The 17730-nt window shown below is 65.5% G+C and carries 15 protein-coding genes; 4 read left to right on the top strand and 11 right to left on the bottom strand.

Translation table 11 applies throughout. From position 1 onward, the window contains the following. The first annotated feature begins 114 nt into the window (after positions 1-114). Positions 115-513, top strand: coding sequence for an NINE protein (locus DNJ95_RS03975; RefSeq protein ID WP_131183427.1), 399 nt, complete (start codon positions 115-117; stop codon positions 511-513). 168 nt (positions 514-681) lie between these two features. Here DNJ95_RS03975 and DNJ95_RS03970 read toward each other — a convergent pair whose 3' ends face one another. Further along, on the bottom strand, positions 682-1065 hold the full coding sequence (locus DNJ95_RS03970) for an XRE family transcriptional regulator (RefSeq protein ID WP_131183426.1): 384 nt from the start codon (positions 1063-1065) through the stop codon (positions 682-684). Positions 1066-1231: 166 nt separating this feature from the next. Here DNJ95_RS03970 and DNJ95_RS03965 point away from each other — a divergent pair, with 166 nt between their 5' ends. Beyond that, the gene (locus tag DNJ95_RS03965; RefSeq protein ID WP_131183425.1) at positions 1232-2788 is read left to right on the top strand and encodes a methyl-accepting chemotaxis protein; all 1557 of its coding nucleotides are present in this window, start codon (positions 1232-1234) and stop codon (positions 2786-2788) included. Positions 2789-2810: 22 nt separating this feature from the next. Beyond that, positions 2811-4511: a putative bifunctional diguanylate cyclase/phosphodiesterase gene (locus DNJ95_RS03960; RefSeq protein ID WP_131183424.1), complete on the top strand. Its 1701-nt coding sequence runs from the start codon at positions 2811-2813 to the stop codon at positions 4509-4511. A 270-nt stretch (positions 4512-4781) separates the two neighbouring features. On the opposite strand, the gene DNJ95_RS03955 is transcribed toward DNJ95_RS03960, so the two are convergent. The 9 genes from DNJ95_RS03955 to purU all read right to left on the bottom strand — a co-directional run bounded on the left by DNJ95_RS03955 (position 4782) and on the right by purU (position 14711). Further along, entirely contained in the window at positions 4782-6059 is a 1278-nt protein-coding gene (locus DNJ95_RS03955; protein ID WP_131183423.1) for a bifunctional O-acetylhomoserine aminocarboxypropyltransferase/cysteine synthase, read from the bottom strand. 337 nt (positions 6060-6396) lie between these two features. Continuing rightward, positions 6397-6846, bottom strand: coding sequence for a GNAT family N-acetyltransferase (locus DNJ95_RS03950; protein WP_131183422.1), 450 nt, complete (start codon positions 6844-6846; stop codon positions 6397-6399). Further along, complete coding sequence (locus tag DNJ95_RS03945) at positions 6843-7634, bottom strand: IclR family transcriptional regulator (RefSeq protein WP_131183421.1); 792 nt, start codon at positions 7632-7634, stop codon at positions 6843-6845. The genes DNJ95_RS03950 and DNJ95_RS03945 overlap by 4 nt, the downstream gene beginning before the upstream one ends. Positions 7635-7721: 87 nt before the next feature. Further along, on the bottom strand, positions 7722-8399 hold the full coding sequence (locus DNJ95_RS03940; protein ID WP_131183420.1) for a sarcosine oxidase subunit gamma: 678 nt from the start codon (positions 8397-8399) through the stop codon (positions 7722-7724). A 2-nt stretch (positions 8400-8401) separates the two neighbouring features. Beyond that, positions 8402-11314 (bottom strand): 2Fe-2S iron-sulfur cluster-binding protein, encoded by a 2913-nt coding sequence (locus DNJ95_RS03935; RefSeq protein ID WP_131183419.1) that lies wholly within the window; start codon positions 11312-11314, stop codon positions 8402-8404. Beyond that, on the bottom strand, positions 11311-11619 hold the full coding sequence (locus DNJ95_RS03930; protein WP_131183418.1) for a sarcosine oxidase subunit delta: 309 nt from the start codon (positions 11617-11619) through the stop codon (positions 11311-11313). The genes DNJ95_RS03935 and DNJ95_RS03930 overlap by 4 nt, the downstream gene beginning before the upstream one ends. A gap of 115 nt (positions 11620-11734) precedes the next feature. Beyond that, positions 11735-12976 carry an FAD-dependent oxidoreductase gene (locus DNJ95_RS03925; RefSeq protein ID WP_131183417.1) on the bottom strand — a complete coding sequence of 414 codons (1242 nt, stop codon included), beginning with the start codon at positions 12974-12976 and terminating at the stop codon, positions 11735-11737. Next, the gene (gene folD, locus DNJ95_RS03920) at positions 12976-13848 is read right to left on the bottom strand and encodes a bifunctional methylenetetrahydrofolate dehydrogenase/methenyltetrahydrofolate cyclohydrolase FolD (RefSeq protein WP_131183416.1); all 873 of its coding nucleotides are present in this window, start codon (positions 13846-13848) and stop codon (positions 12976-12978) included. The genes DNJ95_RS03925 and folD overlap by 1 nt, the downstream gene beginning before the upstream one ends. Continuing rightward, positions 13845-14711 carry a formyltetrahydrofolate deformylase gene (gene purU / locus DNJ95_RS03915; RefSeq protein ID WP_131183415.1) on the bottom strand — a complete coding sequence of 289 codons (867 nt, stop codon included), beginning with the start codon at positions 14709-14711 and terminating at the stop codon, positions 13845-13847. The genes folD and purU overlap by 4 nt, the downstream gene beginning before the upstream one ends. Before the next feature lie 796 nt (positions 14712-15507). Here purU and DNJ95_RS03910 point away from each other — a divergent pair. After that, entirely contained in the window at positions 15508-17118 is a 1611-nt protein-coding gene (locus DNJ95_RS03910; protein WP_131183414.1) for an ATP-binding cassette domain-containing protein, read from the top strand. 5 nt (positions 17119-17123) lie between these two features. Here DNJ95_RS03910 and DNJ95_RS03905 read toward each other — a convergent pair whose 3' ends face one another. Beyond that, positions 17124-17636, bottom strand: coding sequence for a ClbS/DfsB family four-helix bundle protein (locus DNJ95_RS03905; RefSeq protein ID WP_131183413.1), 513 nt, complete (start codon positions 17634-17636; stop codon positions 17124-17126). Positions 17637-17730: the final 94 nt, after the last annotated feature.

Here is a 17730-nt window from a genome sequence, read left to right as displayed (position 1 = left end):
CGCGCCGGGGTGATATGGCATCGCTTGCCGGCGCATGGCCAGCCGCTTCTCCTTGAAAGACGTGGCGCTGAGTGGCACGGTTGGCAACTACCATCCATATCGGAGCGGCACTTCATGCAGATACGCGATACCCACAGCAAGATCATCGGCTACCTGTTGTGGATCTTCGGATTCCTGGGTTCCCACCGCTTCTACTATGGCCGCCCGGTGACAGGTACCATCTGGTTCTTCACCCTTGGCCTGTTCTTCGTCGGCTGGATCATCGACCTGTTCCTGATCCCGTCGATGGACCGCGAGGCCAGCCTGCGCTTCCATGGCGGCGATATCGACTACAACATCGCCTGGTTGCTGCTGACCTTCCTCGGCGCCTTCGGTGTGCATCGCATGTACCAGGGCAAGTGGATCACCGGCATCCTCTATCTATTCACCCTGGGGCTTTTCGGCCTGGGTGTCCTCTACGACTTCTGGACGCTGAATACGCAGATTTCCGTGCGTAACGCCGAGCGCGGCTGAGCGCCGGGTTCGGGTGTTTGCGTGGGGTGCGCCGCTGCTGCGAGGGCCGCTGGCTGCAAAGGCCTCGCGGCCAAGGCCGCTCCCGCGGTTGGGGAGGTAGCCTGGTCAGGCAATGAGATAGTTCTTGCTTGAAAGGCGGGCGGACGACTCTGCGCAGTCGCCGCGCGCTCAGGATTGCGAGGCTTCGGCCTGGACGAAGGTCAGGATGATTTCGCTCACCAGCCGGCGGCGGGGCTGGGACAGCTTGAGGAAGGCCTCCAGGGTTTCCCGTTCATGGTGCGCCAGCGCGGACAACTGGTCGATTTCCCGGCCTATGCGCTCCGGCACCTCATCACCGAAGCGCAATGTCTGTGGGTCTATTCTCAACCATTGTGCCAATACCAGCATCTTGTCCTCGGTTGGCAGGGCTTCTCCGCGCAACCAGCGGCGCACTGCATGCAGCGTCAAGGGCTTGCCCCAGTAGCGCAGGTTGAATTCGCGCTCCAGAACCGATGGCCTGGGCTCGTAGCCTGCATTTATCAGGGCTGCGTGCAGCCGCTCGGCGAACTTCATTCGTATGTTTTCCATTGGCAAACACTACGGGTGTGTGCCTATACCTGGCGTAACTGTATCCCTGACATTTGTTAAGTAAGTTTGTTGACTATCTGTTAAGCTTCTGGCCATTAGCCACCTACCATTTCAGGAGCCAGGGGCGCCGGAAGCGCCAGTGGAATTCAGGATGAAAGTCAACCTCCCGAAGAGCCGGCAGGAGCGACCTGTCCCGGCTGACAAGCATCTGATCACCACCACCGATCTGCACGGCAACATCACTTATTGCAATGAGGCATTCGTCGAGATAAGCGGTTTTCCACGGCAGGAGCTGCTTGGCAGCGCGCACAACATCGTGCGTCACCCGGAGATGCCCGCCGTGGTTTTCCAGCAGATGTGGGAAAGCCTGAAAGCCGGGCGTTGCTGGATGGGGATCGTCAAGAATCGCTGCAAGGGTGGGGAATTCTACTGGGTCAACGCCTATGTGACACCGGTTACCGAGAATGGCCGGATAGTCGGTTACGAGTCGGTGCGGGTGCGGGCCGATGCCGGGCAGGTATCCCGGGCGGAGCGCGTGTATGCCCGGCTGTCCGCGCAACGGGCCGTGGCGCCGGTCCGGGAACGGCTGCTGGGGTTGCTGCCGCTTGCCTGGGGCCTGCCAGCATGCCTGCTGGTGTGGCTGGTGCATGCACGGGTATCGGTCGAGCTGGGGCTTCTGCTGGCGCTGCTTGGCCTGCTGGCAATGCCGCTACTTTCCATGCGACTGCAACAGCGTGTTCTGCGGCGGGTGCGCGGTGACGAAGCGCCGGCCAGCGATGTGGCTGTACGCACCTACACGGACCTGCACGGGCTGCCGGCGCAGTTGCAAATGCTGCTGATCTTCGAGCGGGCGAAGACGCGCACGGCGCTCAGCCGCCTGGGGGACTATGCGCGGCAGACCACCGGGCTGGCCGCGCAGAGCGATCGCTTGAGCCGTGAGTCGGAAGCGTCGCAGCAGGCGTTGCGGGTCGAGGCGGATATGGTCGCCACGGCCATGCAGCAGATGACCGTTTCCGTCACCGAGGTGGCCAGCCATGTCCAGCGCACGGCGGAGCAGGCCCGGCAGGTGGCGCAACTGTCCGGCGATGGCAGCGGGGATGCGCTGCAGACACGGGCGGTCATCGAGCGGCTGAAGACGCGGGTGCTGGAGATCAGCGCCAGTGTCGAAGCGCTGGCGGAGGAAACCCAGTCGATCCAGCAGGCGGCCAACATGATCCGCGCGGTGGCCGAACAGACCAACCTGCTGGCGCTCAACGCCGCTATCGAAGCGGCTCGCGCCGGTGAGCAGGGGCGTGGTTTCGCCGTGGTGGCCGACGAGGTACGGGCGCTGGCGCGCAAGACCCAGGAGTCGACCGGGGCCATCGAGCGGATCATCCAGTCGTTGCGTGAGCGTGCCGGGCAGGCGGTGTCGGTGGCCCGTTCCGGCAGTGAGGAGTCGGCATCCGGGCTGGTCCAGGTGATCGCCACCGAGCGTGCACTGGCCGGGATCGACGAAGCGGTCGAGCATATCCATGACATGACCCGGCAGATGGCATCGGCGGCCGAGCAGCAAGCCCATGTCTGCGAGGAAATCGCCCGGCAGGTCAGCCGTATTGCCGGCACCTGCGAGCGCAATACCCTGCTGTGCGAGCAATCATCGACGATCGGCGGGGAGCTTTCCCAGACGGCGTGCTCCCTGCATGCGCTGGTGGAGCGGTTCAATGGGTGACAAGGAATAGAAGAAGGCGTGCATGGACAGTCAATCTGCCGAACTGGAGCTGGGAAGCCTGGGCTCTGCCATTTTCGAGGCTTCTGTCGACAGCATGGTGGTCATCGATGAGGTGGGCGTCATCCGCGCCCTGAACCGGGCCGCGACGAAGACCTTCGGCTACCTGGCGGACGAACTGCTGGGCGGCAATGTTTCCCTGCTGATGCCGCCTGGCGAGGCCCGGGCGCATGACGGCTACATGCACGATTACCGGCAGAGCGGCCAGCGCAGGATCATTGGCATCGGCCGCGAAGTGACCGGCCGGCGCAAGGATGGTACGCAATTCCCTCTGCACCTGAGCATCGCCGAGTTGAACATCGGGCCGCGCCGGATGTTCGTCGGCATCTGCCATGACATCAGCGAACGGCGGCGGATGATCGACGACATCAGTCACCTGGCCAGTCACGACAGCCTGACCGGCTGCCTCAACCGGCATCAGTTGCTGGTATGCCTGCAACGGATGCTCGCCGAGCCTGCCAGTGGCGAATGGCGGGCAGTGGTGTTCATCGACCTGGACGGCTTCAAGCAGGTCAACGATCGACAGGGCCACCGCATTGGCGATCGCCTGCTGGGGCTGGTCGCCGAGCGCCTGCAGCGGCAACTGCGCCCTGAGGACTTGCTGGCGCGGGTGGGGGGCGATGAGTTCGTGGCGCTGGTGGGCTTGCCGGCGGATAACGATGCCACGCAGGTGGCGCAGGCTGTCTGCCGACGGCTGCTGGACAGCTTTGCCAAGGGTTTCTGGGTCGAAGGCCTGTCGCTGAATGTGAATGCCAGTATCGGTGTCAGCCTCCATACGGGGGAGGGCGGTATGGCGGAGCAACTGATTCACGATGCCGACCTGGCGATGTACCAGGCAAAGAGCGAGGGCGGTGGCTGTGTCCGTTTCTTCCAGCCCGAGATGCGGCAGCACACCGAGCGCAAGGTACTGATGCTCGAGCGCTTGCAGCGGGCGCTGGCGCAGGGGCGCTTCGAGTTGCATTACCAGTTGCAGTTCGCCCTGGATGATCTGCACATCTCCGGCCTTGAAGCCTTGCTGCGTTGGCAGGACGAGGAACTGGGCAGGCTGGCCCCGGACGAGTTCATTCCGGTGGCCATCGAATATGGCCTGATGCCGGCCATCGACCTGTGGGTGCTGCGCCGGGCCTGCATGGATAACCGGCTGCTGATCGACAGCGAGTGCCTGGACGTGCCCATGGCGGTGAACATCGGCAGCCAGTTGTTCCAGCAGCCGGATTTCGCCGAGCGGGTGCGGGACATCCTCTCCGAAGTGGGCCTGCCGGGGCAGCGCCTGGAACTGGAGGTGACTGAAACCGGCGCGGTACAGGATGCGCAGGTGGTCACGGAGAATATCCGGCTCCTGAAGCGGCTGGGTGTGAGCATCGCCATGGATGATTTCGGAACGGGCTTCTCGTCGCTGCTACGCCTGCGCCGGCTGGCTTTCGACCGCCTGAAGATCGACCGTTCGTTCGTCCGGGCGCTGCCGTCCGCCAGCGACCAGGCGATCGTCCAGGCCGCGCTGGCCATCGCCGCCAGCCTGGAGCTGGAGGTGATTGCCGAAGGCGTGGAAACCGCGGAGCAACTGGACTACCTGCGCCGCTGCGGTTGCGCGTATGGCCAGGGGTTCTGGTTCGCGCGGCCGATGCCGTTGCAGGTGTTGCGCCGGCACCTTGTCCTGTCGGCGTAGGGGCCTCGCTCGTCAGACAAGAAATGACAAGCCATCCATTCAGCCGCTGGAGCGGCCTTGGCCGCGAATGACGCTGGCCGCAAAAGTATCGCGGGCAAGCCCGCTCCCGCTCCTATCGGGGCCTGTGCCGGATCTGCGGCGCGTCGCCCCTGCTGTGTAAAAACAGGCTCCGGCGCGGTCGCGCCGAAACGGCAGCAGGCCCCGGCCCGCGAGATCGTGAACAGGTTCTGCGCGACAGCGCGGCGGCTGTCACGCAGGCCCGTCCCACACTCAACTTCTGGAGGCTTCCAGCGCCTGGGCGATGTCTTCGAGGATATCGTCGATATGCTCGATACCGATCGACAGGCGCACCATGTCGCGTGGCACACCGGCCTTTTCCAGTTCGTCGTCGTCGAGCTGGCGATGGGTGGTGGTCGCCGGGTGGCACGCCAGTGATTTGGCATCGCCGATATTGACCAGGCGGGTGATCAGTTGCAGGGCGTCGATAAAACGCGCGCCCGCTTCCTGGCCGCCCTGGATGCCGAAGGACAGGATGCTTGCCGGTTTGCCGCCGGTATAGCGCTGTGCCAGCGCATGTTCGGGATGGTCGGGCAGGCCGGCGTATTTGACCCAGGTCACCTGCGGGTGATCGCGCAGGTATTCGGCGACTTTCAGCGCGTTCCAGGTATGACGCTCCATGCGCAGTGCCAGGGTTTCCAGGCCCTGCAGGATCAGGAAGGCGTTGAAGGGCGACAGCGCCGCGCCGGTATTGCGCAGCGGCACCACGCGGCAGCGGCCGATAAAGGCGGCGGGGCCGAAGGCTTCGGTATAGACCACCCCATGGTAGGACGGGTCCGGGGTGTTGAGCAGCGGGAAACGTTCCTTGTGCTCGGCCCAGGGGAATTTGCCGGAATCGACGACGATGCCGCCGATGCTGTTGCCGTGGCCACCGATGTACTTGGTCAGCGAGTGCACGACGATATCAGCGCCATGGTCGAAGGGGCGGGTGAGGATCGGCGTGGCCACGGTGTTGTCGACGATCAGCGGTACGCCATGGCGGTGCGCGGCTTCGGCCAGCGCCTGCAGGTCGACGATATTGCCGGCGGGGTTGCCGATGGATTCACAGAAGACCGCCTTGGTCTTGTCATCGATCAGCGCTTCCAGGGCGGCGATATCGTCGTGCGGGGCGAAGCGTACCTGGATGCCGAAGCGCGGCAGGGTGTGGGCGAACAGGTTGTAGGTGCCGCCATAAAGCTTGGCCACCGAGACGATGTTGTCGCCCGCTTCGGCCAGGGTCTGTACCGCATAGGTGATCGCCGCCGCGCCGGAGGCCACCGCCAGCGCCCCCACGCCGCCTTCCAGCGCGGCCAGGCGTTGCTCCAGCACATCGTTGGTCGGGTTCATGATGCGCGTGTAGATGTTGCCCGGCACTTTCAGGTCGAACAGGTCGGCACCATGCTGGGTGCTGTCGAAGGCGTAGGAGCTGGTCTGGTAGATCGGCACGGCGACTGCGCGGGTGGTCGGGTCGGGGCTGTAGCCGGCGTGGATGGCGAGTGTTTCCGGTTTCATTGTTGTTGTTCCTGCGAACGGTTGGAAAAGGCGCAGGATGGAAAAGCCCTGGCTGTGGGTCAATGACACAGAGCAATAAGCGGGCGGTGTATTTAGATCGAAGTGTTCTGATCATATGTCATGAAGGTGGGCTGGCGGTAATCGGCCAAGGGGTAGCCGCGAGCTTCAGGCTGGAGTCCGTTGCGGGGGCCGGCAAGCGGTCACCGTCCGGGCTGTCGGGCACGCCGCGCCGCCGTGGCCTGGCGCGACGTGGGCAGCCAGGGCATCCAGGCCCGTGGCGACCGGGCCGGTCGATGAAGGCCGTCGGGGCGGGCACCGGTTGCCCGCTCGAACCCCGTCACTGGCCCGGCAGCAGGCGCATGGGCAGCATGCTCGATGGCTGAAAGCCCTGGCGCGCGTAGAAGCGTTGCGCGGCATGGTTGTCGCTGTCGGTCAGCAGGGTGATGCGGCGGCAGCCACGCTGGCGGGCGTGGGCGATGGCGGCATCCAGCAACTGGCTACCGAAGCCGCTGGCGCGGTTGGCGGCGTCCACCACCATGTCTTCCAGCAGCGCCACCGGGGCGCCGAGGGCGGTGGAGACGCTGTAGAGCAGGCTGACCATGGCGACGATACCGCCATCCTGCTCGGCCACCAGGATTTCGCCGACTTCGGGGTGTTCGACGATCATCCGCAGCCCGCGTGTCTGCGCGGCGTGGTCCGGGGTGAATTCGGTTTCCTGGGCGAACAACTGGTCGAGCAGGCGGCACAGGGCGGGGATGTCGCCGGGGGTGGCGAGACGGATGCTCATGCCGGCTGCCGTGCGCCGAGTTCGCGGGATATCGCCTGGGCGCATTGTTGCAGGCTTTCACGATAGCGTTCGCGGGCCACCGGGCTGTCCATCACCGCCTCCGGGCCGGACAGGTTGATCGCCGCCACCACGTCGCCCCGGTGGTCGTGTATGGCGCTGGCGATGGCGGTGGAGTAGTCGGAGCGGTGCAGTACCCAGCCACGCTCGCGGTCGCGTTCGAGCAACTGGTGCAGTTCCGGCAGGGTCTTCGGCGCCGGTGGCGGGTAGTCGTCCAGGCGCACATGCTGGTACAGCCGGTCCAGTTCCATCGGCGACAGGCCGCTGAGCAGCATGCGGCCCATGGCCGTGCAGTGGCAGGGGATGCGCGTGCCGATCGGGATGTTCACCGACAGCCGCTGTGCGGCGAAGGCGCGGTAGATGTAGAGGCTGTCGGTCTGTTCGCGGATCGACAGGTGGCAGGACAGCGAGGTGCGGTCGCGCAGCGCGTTGAGGTGCGCCATGGCGATGTCCGCCAGGTCGCGGCTGGCCAGGTAGGCGAAGCCGTCGCAGAGTACCTGCGGGCCGAGTTCGTAGCTGTTCTTGCCGAGTTTGCGCAGGTAGCCCATCTCGGTCAGGGTAAAGACGATACGGTAGATCGCCGAGAGGCTGACACCGAGGCGTTCGGCGATTTCGTTGGCGCTCAGGCTGCGCTCCGCAGCGCTGAACATCTGCACGATGCTCAGGCCGCGCTGCAGGGCGGGCACCCGATAGTCGGTGTCGCGCTCCGTGGGTTCATCGTGCAGGGTCATCGCAGTTCTCCGGGGAAAGGCAGCAGCAGGTTTCAAGCTTCAAGCTGCAAGTCAAAGCGGCCCATGCTCTTTCTTGCAGCTTGCAGCTCAAGGCAAGGCATCGATACCCACCGGCTGCCCATCGAACTCCTGCATGGCATCCAGCAGCGCGCCCCATAGATAGTGGGCCGAAGCGCGGTCGCAGAGGATATGCAGGCAGGGCAGTTCGCCCAATGGCAGGTTGGCGACGATCACGTTGATGCGCGCCGCCGAGGTCTGCGCCACGCTGCCAGGGCCGAAGGCTTCGGCGCCCAGGTCGACACCGCACAGCTTGGCCATCACCTGGCTGCCGTACTGGCCGCTCAGCAGCAGCCAGGCATGGCTGTCCTGGCGCGGCAGCAGGTAGTTGGCACGGCCATCGTACTGCCACTCGCGTTCTTCCTGGCGGATGCGGCTACCGGCGTCGAGCAGGCTGCCGAGCAGCAGGTATTCATTCTGCGACAGGCGCAATACCTGGCCGCCATCGTTCTGGCTCAGCGCCTGGTTGGGGGCGTCCGGCAGCTCGTAGCCTCGTGCGCCGAGATAGCTCGCCGCCGCCTCGCCACGGAAACCGACGCGTGCCAGGTTGCTGAAGTCGAGCAGCGCGCAACGTGCCGCCGTCGCGGCTTCGTCGCTGCCACCGTAGCTGGTGACGATGCTGCAGTCACCGAGTTTGCCCAGGCGGGCGCCGCTGTGCAGGCTGTGCAGCGGGCTGCGTTCGCTGAAGTGTTCGGCTTGAGTGGTCATGCTTACAGCTCCTGGCGTTGGTTGTCGGGATCGAAGAACGGTAGTTTCACCACCGTGGCCTGCACCACTTCGCCGCCTTCGACACGGATCGGGATGCGCTGGCCGGGGCTGGCCTGGTCGACGGCACAATAGGCCAGGCCGATGATCTGCCCGAGGGTCTGCGAATACTCGCAGGAGGTGACGTTGCCGCTGATGGCGTCGCCCTTGAGCACCAGGTGGCCTTCCAGCGGCTGGCGGCTGCCCTGGGGCAGGCTGAAGCCGACCAGCTTGCGGGTGAGCGGCTGGGCCTCGAGGATTTCCACCGAGCGCTTGCCGACGAAGAACGGCTTGCCGCGGGCGATGGCCCAGGTCATGTCGATTTCCGCCGGGCTGGTCATGCCGTCGGTGTCCTGGCTGATGATCACATGGCCCTTTTCCAGGCGCAGCAGGCGCTGGGTCTCGACGCCGAAGGGGCGGATAGCGAAGGCCTTGCCGGCTTCCATCAGTGCGTCCCACAGGGCTTCGCCGTAGCGCGCCGGGACGTGGATCTCGTAGCCCAGCTCACCGACGAAGCCGACCCGCAGCAAGCGCGCCGGGATGCCGGCCCCAGAGAGGCTGGTAAGTGTACCGCTACGCACACCGAGATAGGGGAAGGCTTCGGCGGACAGCTCGACATCGCTGCACAGTGTCTCCAGCACCTTGCGCGAGTCCGGCCCGGCCAGGTTGACCGCCGCCAGCGCGGCGGTGACGTTGGTGATGTCGACGTTCAGGCGCCATTGCGCATTCCACTTGAGCATCTGCTGGTAGATACGGTCGACGCCGCTGGTGGTGGCGGTGACGTAGAAATGCTCGTCAGCGAAGCGCGCACAGACGCCGTCGTCGATCACCACGCCGTGTTCGTTGGTCATCAGCGCATAGCGCGAACGGCCCACCGGTTGCTTGGCGAAGGCGAAGGTGTAGAGGCGGTTGAGCAGTTCGGCAGCGTCCGGGCCGCGCACGTCGAGGCCGCCGAGGGTGGACACGTCGATCAGGCCGACCTTCTCGCGCACGTGGCGCGCCTCGGCCTGCATGCAGGCTTCGCGCGCCTCGGGCTTGCCGTAGTAGGCCGGGCGCTGCCAGATGCCGGCCGGCATCATTTTCGCGCCCAGTTCCAGGTGGCGCCGGTGCATGGCGGTCTGCCGGTAGGGGTCGAAGCCGCGCCCGGCGACGTGCGCCAGCTTCTCCGCGACGAACGGCGGGCGGGCGGTGGTCACCCCGGTCTCGCTGACGTTGCGCCCGGTGGCTCTGGCCACCAGCCGCGCCGTGGGCAGCGCCGAATGGCGGCCCTGGGACGGGCCCATGCCGACGGTGGAGAAGCGCTTGACCAGTTGCACGTCGCGGTAGCCGTGGCGGGTGGCGTTGACGATATCGCGTACCTGCAGGTCCTCGTCGAAGTCGACGAAATCCTTGCCCTTGGGATGCGGGAAGATCGGCCAGGGGAAATTCACCGGTGCTTCGGCGACGAACTCGCCGGCCTCGGCGCCGGCCTCCAGGCCCAGCGCCGCGACGGCGGCAGCGGCGGCGCGCGCGCCGTCACACAGGACATTGTCGAGGGCGTGGCGGCCATTCACCGAGCCGGCCACCTGCAGCCCGCCGGGCAGCCCGCCAAGGCTGAAGGCGGCGCTGTCGTCATCGTAGGCGAGCTTGCCGCCTGCCTGGCACAGCAATTGGTAGACCGGCATGTAGCCGGCGGACATACACAGCAAGTCGCAGTCGACCCGCATGCCCTCGGCGGAGACTTCGCCCTCGCCGACGATACGGCGTAGTTCCACCGCCTGCAGGTGCTGCTCGCCGATGGCCTCGTATACGGTGCTGCTGGCGTGGCAGGGAATGCCCCGGGTCTGCAGCGCGGTGACCAGGCTGCCGTTGTCGGGCTGCGCGCGCATATCGATCAGCGCGGCGACTTCCACGCCGGCATCGAACAGGTCGAGGGCGGCCAGGTAGCCGTCATCGTTGCCGGTCAGCAGCACCGCACGCTGGCCGGGTTTCACCGCGTAGAGCTTGATCAGCCGCTGGGCGGCGCTGGTCAGCATGACGCCTGGCAGGTCGTTGTTGCGGAACACCACCGGTTGGTCGAAGGCGCCGGAGGCGACGATGCACTGCCGGGCGCGCACCTTGTACAGGCGGTTGCCGTGGATCACCGGCAGGAAGTGGTCGGTGAACCAGGCGTTGCACACCGCGTCCTTGAGAATGTGGATATTGGCATGGCCCTGCACCGCCGCCAGCAGTTCGTCGCGCAGCTTCGTCGCACGCTGCCCGTCGATGTCGAAGCGCGCCCAGGCCAGCGACCCGCCGAGATAGGACTGCTGTTCTATCAGCAGTACCTTGGCGCCGGCATTGGCGGCGGCCAGCGCCGCGCAGAGGCCGGCCGGACCGGCGCCGATCACGGCGAGGTCGGTGAACAGGAAGGCCTTGTCGTGGTACTGCGGCTGGAAGTCCAGGTTGAGTACGCCGAGGCCGGCCTTTTTGCGGATGATCGGCTCCCAGACCTTCCACATGCCTTTCGGCTTGTAGAACGAGCGGTAGTAGAAGCCCACCGGCATGAACCTGGAGAAGTGCCCGAGCAGCGCGTCGCGGTCCTTGTCCAGGCTACCGGCGTAGTTCTGCCCGGCCACGGTGATGCCCGCCGCCAGTGGCTGCATGTCGGCCAGCACATTGGGCTCGTCGGGCAACTGCACCAGGCTGTTGGCATCCTGCCCGGCCATGCTCAGCGGGCCGCGCGGGCGGTGGTACTTGAACGAACGCGACAACAGCCAGCGGCCGTTGGCCAGCAGCGCGCTGGCGATGCTGTCGCCGGCCAGGCCCTGGTAGGGCTTGCCGTCGAAGTCGAAACTCAGTGGCCGATTGCGGTCGATCAGCAGGCCCAGGGGGGCCGGCAGGCGGTTGGCGGCGCTCATGCGCTCACCTCCTTGGCGGGCGCCGGGGCGGCGAAGTCGACGCGGCGGTTGAAGATTTCCTTCGGATCGAAGGTGCGCAGGATTTCGTCGCTGACGGTGTGGCGCTCGGCGAGGAACCAGTAGCTGGAGGCGTTGTGCATCCACCATTCGATGACGATGCCGGCGCGGTTCTCGCTGTTGAACACGTAGTCGGCCCATTCGCCGTCGCTGCAGGTGGCGGGGTCGGGCATCGACTTGAGTTCGCCGCCGTAGGTGAATTCGCTGATATTGCGTGGCCCGTTGAGTGGGCAAGGCATGATCTTCATGGTTTCGCCTCAAGTGTTACGAGCGTTTTCCCACAGGAGCGGCCGATGGCCGCGAAGCGGCGGGCATGGCCCGCTCCTGCAGCGACCGACTGGCGGTCGTCGTTGATCCTGTTCATCAGTGACTGGCCGCCGTGGCGCCCATTTCGTTGACCTGCCGGAAGGTCGAGAAGCGCTCCAGGGCGAAGGGTTCGATCAGCGCCGGCGTACGCCCGCCGTTGGCCACCAGCTCGGCCATGGTCCAGCCGCAGATCGGCGTGGCCTTGAAGCCCCAGGTGCCCCAGCCGGCGTCCAGGTAATAGTTGGCCAGTGGCGAGCGCCCCATGATCGGGCTGTAGTCAGGGGTCATGTCGGTGATTCCCGCCCACTGGCGCATCAGCTTGGCGTTGGCGAGGAAGGGGAACATCTCGATGGCGTGGGCCAGCAAGCCTTCCTTGAGGTCCAGGGTCGAGCGGGTGTTGTACAGCGGGTAGGGGTCGGAGCCGCCGCCGATCACCACTTCGCCACGGCCGGTCTGCTGCACGTAGCAATGCAGCGCGGAGGAGCTGACCAGCGGGTCGAGGAACGGCTTGAACGGCTGGGTCACCATGGCTTGCAGCGGGTAGCTGTGGATCGGCGCGCGGATACCCAGTTTGTTCATCAGCAGCGAGCTGTAGCCGGCGATGGCCTGTACCGCGCAGCCGCACTGTACCGTGCCACGATTGGTCTTCAGCGCCGTGACGCGACCGTTCTCCACCACGAAATCCTGTACTTCGGTGAGCTGGTGGATTTCCACTCCGCGCTTGGCGGCTTCCTTGGCGTAGCCCCAGGCCACCGCGTCATGCCGGGCGGTGGCACCGTCGATGTGCCAGAGGCCGGCGAGCACCGGCAGATGGCCGGGGTCGAGGTTCAGTGCCGGCACCAGTTCGCGGATCTGCTGGCGGTCGATCATCTCGGTGCGGCCGCCGAAATGCCGGTTGACCTCGGCGCGCTGGCGGAAGGCGCGCACCGTGGAGTCGGTGTGCGCCAGGGTGAGCTGGCCGCGCTCGGAGTACATGATGTTGAAGTCGAACTCGTTGGAGAGGTTCCTGAACAACTTCACCGACTCGGCATAGAAACGCACGCCTTCGCTGGTCAGGTAGTTGGAACGGATCACCGCGGTGTTGCGCGCGGTGTTGCCGCCGCCCAGGTAGGACTTCTCCAGCACCGCGACATTGGTCACGCCATGGTACTTGGCCAGGTAGTAGGCGGTGGCCAGGCCATGGCCGCCGCCGCCGATGATGACTACGTCGTAGGACGGTTTGAGTTCCTTCGGCGCTGGCAGATCGACTTCTGCCGGGTAGTCCGAGGACAGGCCATACTTGAGCAGGGCGAAAGGCATCAGACGGACTCCTGGCCGTGCTGCTGGCGCGCGGCGGTAACAGTGTTGTGCATCAGCAGGGCGATGGTCATCGGGCCGACGCCCCCTGGAACCGGGGTAATGGCCGAGGCCACCGGCAGCACCGCGTCGAAGTCGACATCACCGACCAGGCGGTTCCTGCCGTCTTCCTCGATGCGGTTGATACCGACATCGATCACCACCGCGCCGGGCTTGATCCAGTCGGCGCCGATCATCCTCGGGCGGCCGATGGCGGCCACCACGATATCGGCCTGGCGCGACAGCGCCTGGGCATCGCGGCTGCGCGAGTGCAGCACGCTCACCGTACAGTTGGCGGCCAGCAGCAGGGCGGCCATCGGCTTACCGACGATGTTCGAGCGACCGATGACCACCGCATGCTTGCCGGACAGGTCGCCCAGGGTGTCGCGCAGCAGGCGCATGCAGCCGGCCGGAGTGCAGGGCGTCAGCACCGGGCGGCCCTGGCTGAGGCCGCCGACGTTTTCGCTGTGGAAACCGTCGACATCCTTGTGCGGGTCGATCGCCTGCAATACGCGGGTCTCGTCGATATGCCCCGGCAGCGGCAACTGCACCAGGATGCCGTTGACCAGAGGGTCGGCGTTCAGCTCGGCGATCACCGCCAGCAGTGCCTCGGCGCTGGTTTCGGCTGGCAGCCGCCGCTCCAGCGAGCGGATGCCGGTTTCACCGGCGCTGCGCACCTTGTTGCGTACATAGACGTGGCTGGCCGGGTCGTCGCCGACCAGCACCACCGCCAGCGCCGGCTCGATGCCCTGCGCCTTGAGCCGCTCCACCTGCGTGGCCACCTCGGTGAGTACGCGGGCGGCAGCGGCCTTGCCGTCGATCAAGCGGGCGCTCATCGGAAGATCACCGTCTTGTCATGGTTGAGGAATACGCGGTGCTCCAGGTGATACTTGACCGCCTTGGACAGCGCCACGGTCTCGGTATCGCGCCCCACCGCGACCAGAGCGTCGGGGGTGTAGTTGTGGTCGACGCGTTGCACTTCCTGCTCGATGATCGGGCCTTCGTCGAGATCGGAGGTGACGTAGTGCGCGGTAGCGCCGATCAGCTTGACACCACGCTCGAAGGCCTGGTGATAGGGCTTGGCGCCCTTGAAACCGGGCAGGAACGAATGGTGGATATTGATGGCGCGCCCCGAGAGCTGCTTGCACAGGTCGTCGGAGAGAATTTGCATATAGCGAGCCAGCACCACCAGTTCGGTACCGGTTTCATTGACGATCTTCATCAGTTCGGCTTCCTGCTGGGCCTTGGTGTCCTTGGTCACCGGCAGGTAGATGAAACGGATGCCTTCGCGCTCGGCCATCGGCCGCAGGGTCAGGTGGTTGGAGACGATGGCGGTGATCTGCATGTGGATCTCGCCCTTGTGATAGCGATACAGCAGGTCGGAGAGGCAATGGTCGTACTGGCTGACCATCAACAGCACGCGCATCGGTACGCTGGCGCTGTGCAGTTCCCAGTTCATCCGGAAAGCCTCGGCGACGCCGCCGAAGCCATGCTCGACCTGCGCGATATCACCTTCGAAACCGGTATTGAAGCGGAACACCGCGCGCATGAAGAAAGTGCCGCTGATCTCGTCGTCGAACTGCGACATCTCGCTGATATAGCAGCCGTGTTCGGATAGAAAGGTCGTGACCGCGGCGACGATGCCGGAGGTGGCCGGGCAACTGATCTTGATCACGTACTGGTTCTTGGCGTCTGGCATGGCGAGTCCTCTGCGTGGGCGGTGGCAGGAAATATTCATGGGTAAATGGTTTGTTTGTTCATGAACAAAGTTAACCATCAGGAAACTATTTTTCTTGCTGGTGTTTTTTATAAGCGAACAGAATCTTTGTGTCTATGCTTCGTGAGAATTTTTTTATCTCGCGAAGAAAGGTCGCCAGGGTGGCTTGGTGCCTCACCCGTGCCGGGGTGCAGCCGCCCCCAGGGCAATCGCGCTATATGGAAGAGATGCCGGATTGGCAATAGTGTGTCTGGCTTCAGGATCGTAGGGCGCGACCTCTGGATCATCGTCCCTGTGCGAATGCCTGGTGGCGGGACGGGGCACGCGTGAATACATCCCTGTAGCTCTTCGCCGCCATCCCTGGCGGCGAAGGCCCCATCCCGCCACCAGGCATCCGCACAGCCACTTTCGGCGGTGCCTGTAGGAAAGAGCCTGCGAAACCGGAGGCCCTGCGGATAATTCAGACTGCGCCGACAGCTCTTTCCATAGTCACTGCGGTATTCGCTGCGAGCCCGGCCAGCAGAACACCGCTAGCGGCGTACGATCTGTCGCGTACTTGATTGCCAATCCAGTCGCAAAACAGTCCCACGACACTCGATAGCGCAATCGCCCTGCAGCCGCCCCAGCGCTGCTTTGCCTCTGCCGCCGGGGGCCTTTATGATGTCGGCTCCGTCCACCCTCCCCAGAGGTATTCGTCCCATGCGCCATTGATGCCGCCGTCCGAGTGACGGCCAGTCTCCACCGACCCCCGGAGTCCCTGGCATCCATGGAGTGACCCATGACGAACCCCTATCTGGCGCTGGAAGGCGTCTCCCACGTCCTGCCCGACGGCAGGGCGCTCCGGTGTACGCTCGACGAGCGCTTCGACCAGCGGCACACCGGCCTGGTCGGGCGCAATGGCGTCGGCAAGACCCTGCTGGCGCGCATCCTGGCCGGGCAAATACAACCCTCGGCGGGGCGCTGCCTGCGCTCTGGCCGCGTGCACTACCTGGCACAGCAGGTCGCCAGCCTGGAGCAGGCCACCGTCGCCGGCCTGGCGGGCGTGCAGGCCACGCTGGATGCGCTGGCGCGCATCGAGGCCGGCAGCGCCGCCGCCGAGGACTTCGACGACGTGGGCGAGCGCTGGGACCTGCGCCAGCGCCTGCGGCATGAGCTGGAGCGCAACGGGCTGGGCCACCTGCATGCCGCTACGCCGGCGAGCACGCTCAGCGGCGGCGAGGCCATGCGTGTGGCGCTGATCGGCGCCGTGCTCGCGGAGGTGGATTTCCTGATTCTCGATGAACCCAGCAACCACCTCGACCGGGCCAGCCGCCAGGCGCTGATCGAGCAGTTGCGGCGCTGGCCCAAGGGCTTGCTGGTGGTCAGCCATGACCGTCGGCTGCTGGAGACGCTGGAGCGCATCGTCGAGCTGTCGCCGCTGGGCTTGCGCAGCTATGGCGGCGGCTATTCCTTTTATCTCCAGTGCAAGGCACGGGAGCGGCAGAGCGCCATCCAGCAGTTGGAACAACGCAAGCTCGAACGCAAGCGCGAGGAACAGTCGCTGCGCGAGCAGCGCGAGCGACAGGAGCGGCGACAGGCGCGTGGCAAGCGCCATGGGCAGGAAGCCAACCAGGCGAAGATCCTGCTGGATCGGCAGAAAGAGCGCAGCGAAGGCAGCACCGGCAAGCTGCGACAGCAACAGGCGGCCACGCGGCAACGGCTTGCCCGGCAGGTACGTGAGGCCGCGCGGCAGGTGGAGGAGGACGCCCCGATTTCCCTGCAGGCGCAGCCCGTCACCCAGGCCGGGCAACGCGGCGTGGTCGAGCTGGAGGCGCTGGTGCTGCCTTTCGTGGCGTCCGCAGGCCCTGTCGACCTGGCCCTGAACGGCCAGCAGCGGGTCGCTGTGGTCGGCCCCAAAGGCTGTGGCAAATCCACCCTGCTCAAGGTGCTGGCCGGCCAGCTTCAGCCACTGGCCGGACGCTGCGACGTGGCGGTAAGGAGCGCCCACCTCGACCAGCGCCTGGCCAACCTGGCGCCATGCCGTTCGGTGCTCGAGCAATTGCGCGCGGCCAACACCCGCGCTGGCGAGGATGTCTTGCGCATGCGCCTGGCGCAACTGGGCCTGGATGCGCAGAAAATCAGCATTTCCAGTGGCTCGCTCAGCGGCGGGGAGCGGCTGAAGGCGGCGCTGGCCTGCGTGCTCTACGCCGACCCACCGGCGCGGCTGCTGTTGCTGGACGACCCCGACAACCACCTCGACCTGCCTTCGCTCCAGGCGCTGGAAGCCATGCTGCGCAGTTACCAGGGGGCGCTGCTGGTGGTGTCGCACGATGATGCCTTCATGGACAATCTCGGCCTGACGGATCGCCTGCTGGCAACCGCGCAGGGGTGGCGGATGGAGCCCTGGTGAGCGCCTCAGGAAATCCCGTTGGCTTTCTTCCACTTGCGCAGCCGCGCCCGTGCATTGGCATAGGGGGACGAGGTATTGAACTGGATCATCCGGCCCTGGGTGTACTGCTCGTACCAGGGCGCGCCGTACAGTGTGATATCGGTTTCACGCTCCACCAGCGCCAGGATACGGGCATGCACCTCGGCGAACCGCCGCAGCAGTTCGGGATAGTCCACGCCGGCGTGGTCGGCATAGAACTTCTGCGCCAGGCGACCCAGTTGGTTCCACTTGTAGCCGGTTTCCGGGAAGTCCACTGGCAGGCCGTGCGCCCTGGCATCGCACCATTTCAGCACCAGCAGGTTCCAGCCGATCAGATAGGCCAGCAGGTCGGCCACGCTTATCTGCGTACCTCGCGCGTGGCCTTCCAGCGTCGCTTCATGCGCACGCTGCGCAGGCACGCTGGCCAGGTCGGCCATCAGTTTCCAGTAAGTACCACGGATGGCATCCAGCAGTTGCTCCTTGCTTTGTGGTACGGCCATATCGGCTTGCTCCAGAGCGGCGGCCACATGGCCACCTGACGCCCGCATTTTCCCCTGGCATGGGGATATTGGATAGTGCATCGAGGGTGCGGGA

Origin of the sequence: Stutzerimonas kirkiae, assembly GCF_004327335.1 — a bacterium.
GTDB classification, from domain to species: Bacteria; Pseudomonadota; Gammaproteobacteria; order Pseudomonadales; family Pseudomonadaceae; genus Stutzerimonas; species Stutzerimonas kirkiae.
Note: the sequence above shows the minus strand (reverse complement) of the source record. Positions and strands in the feature narration are given on the sequence as shown.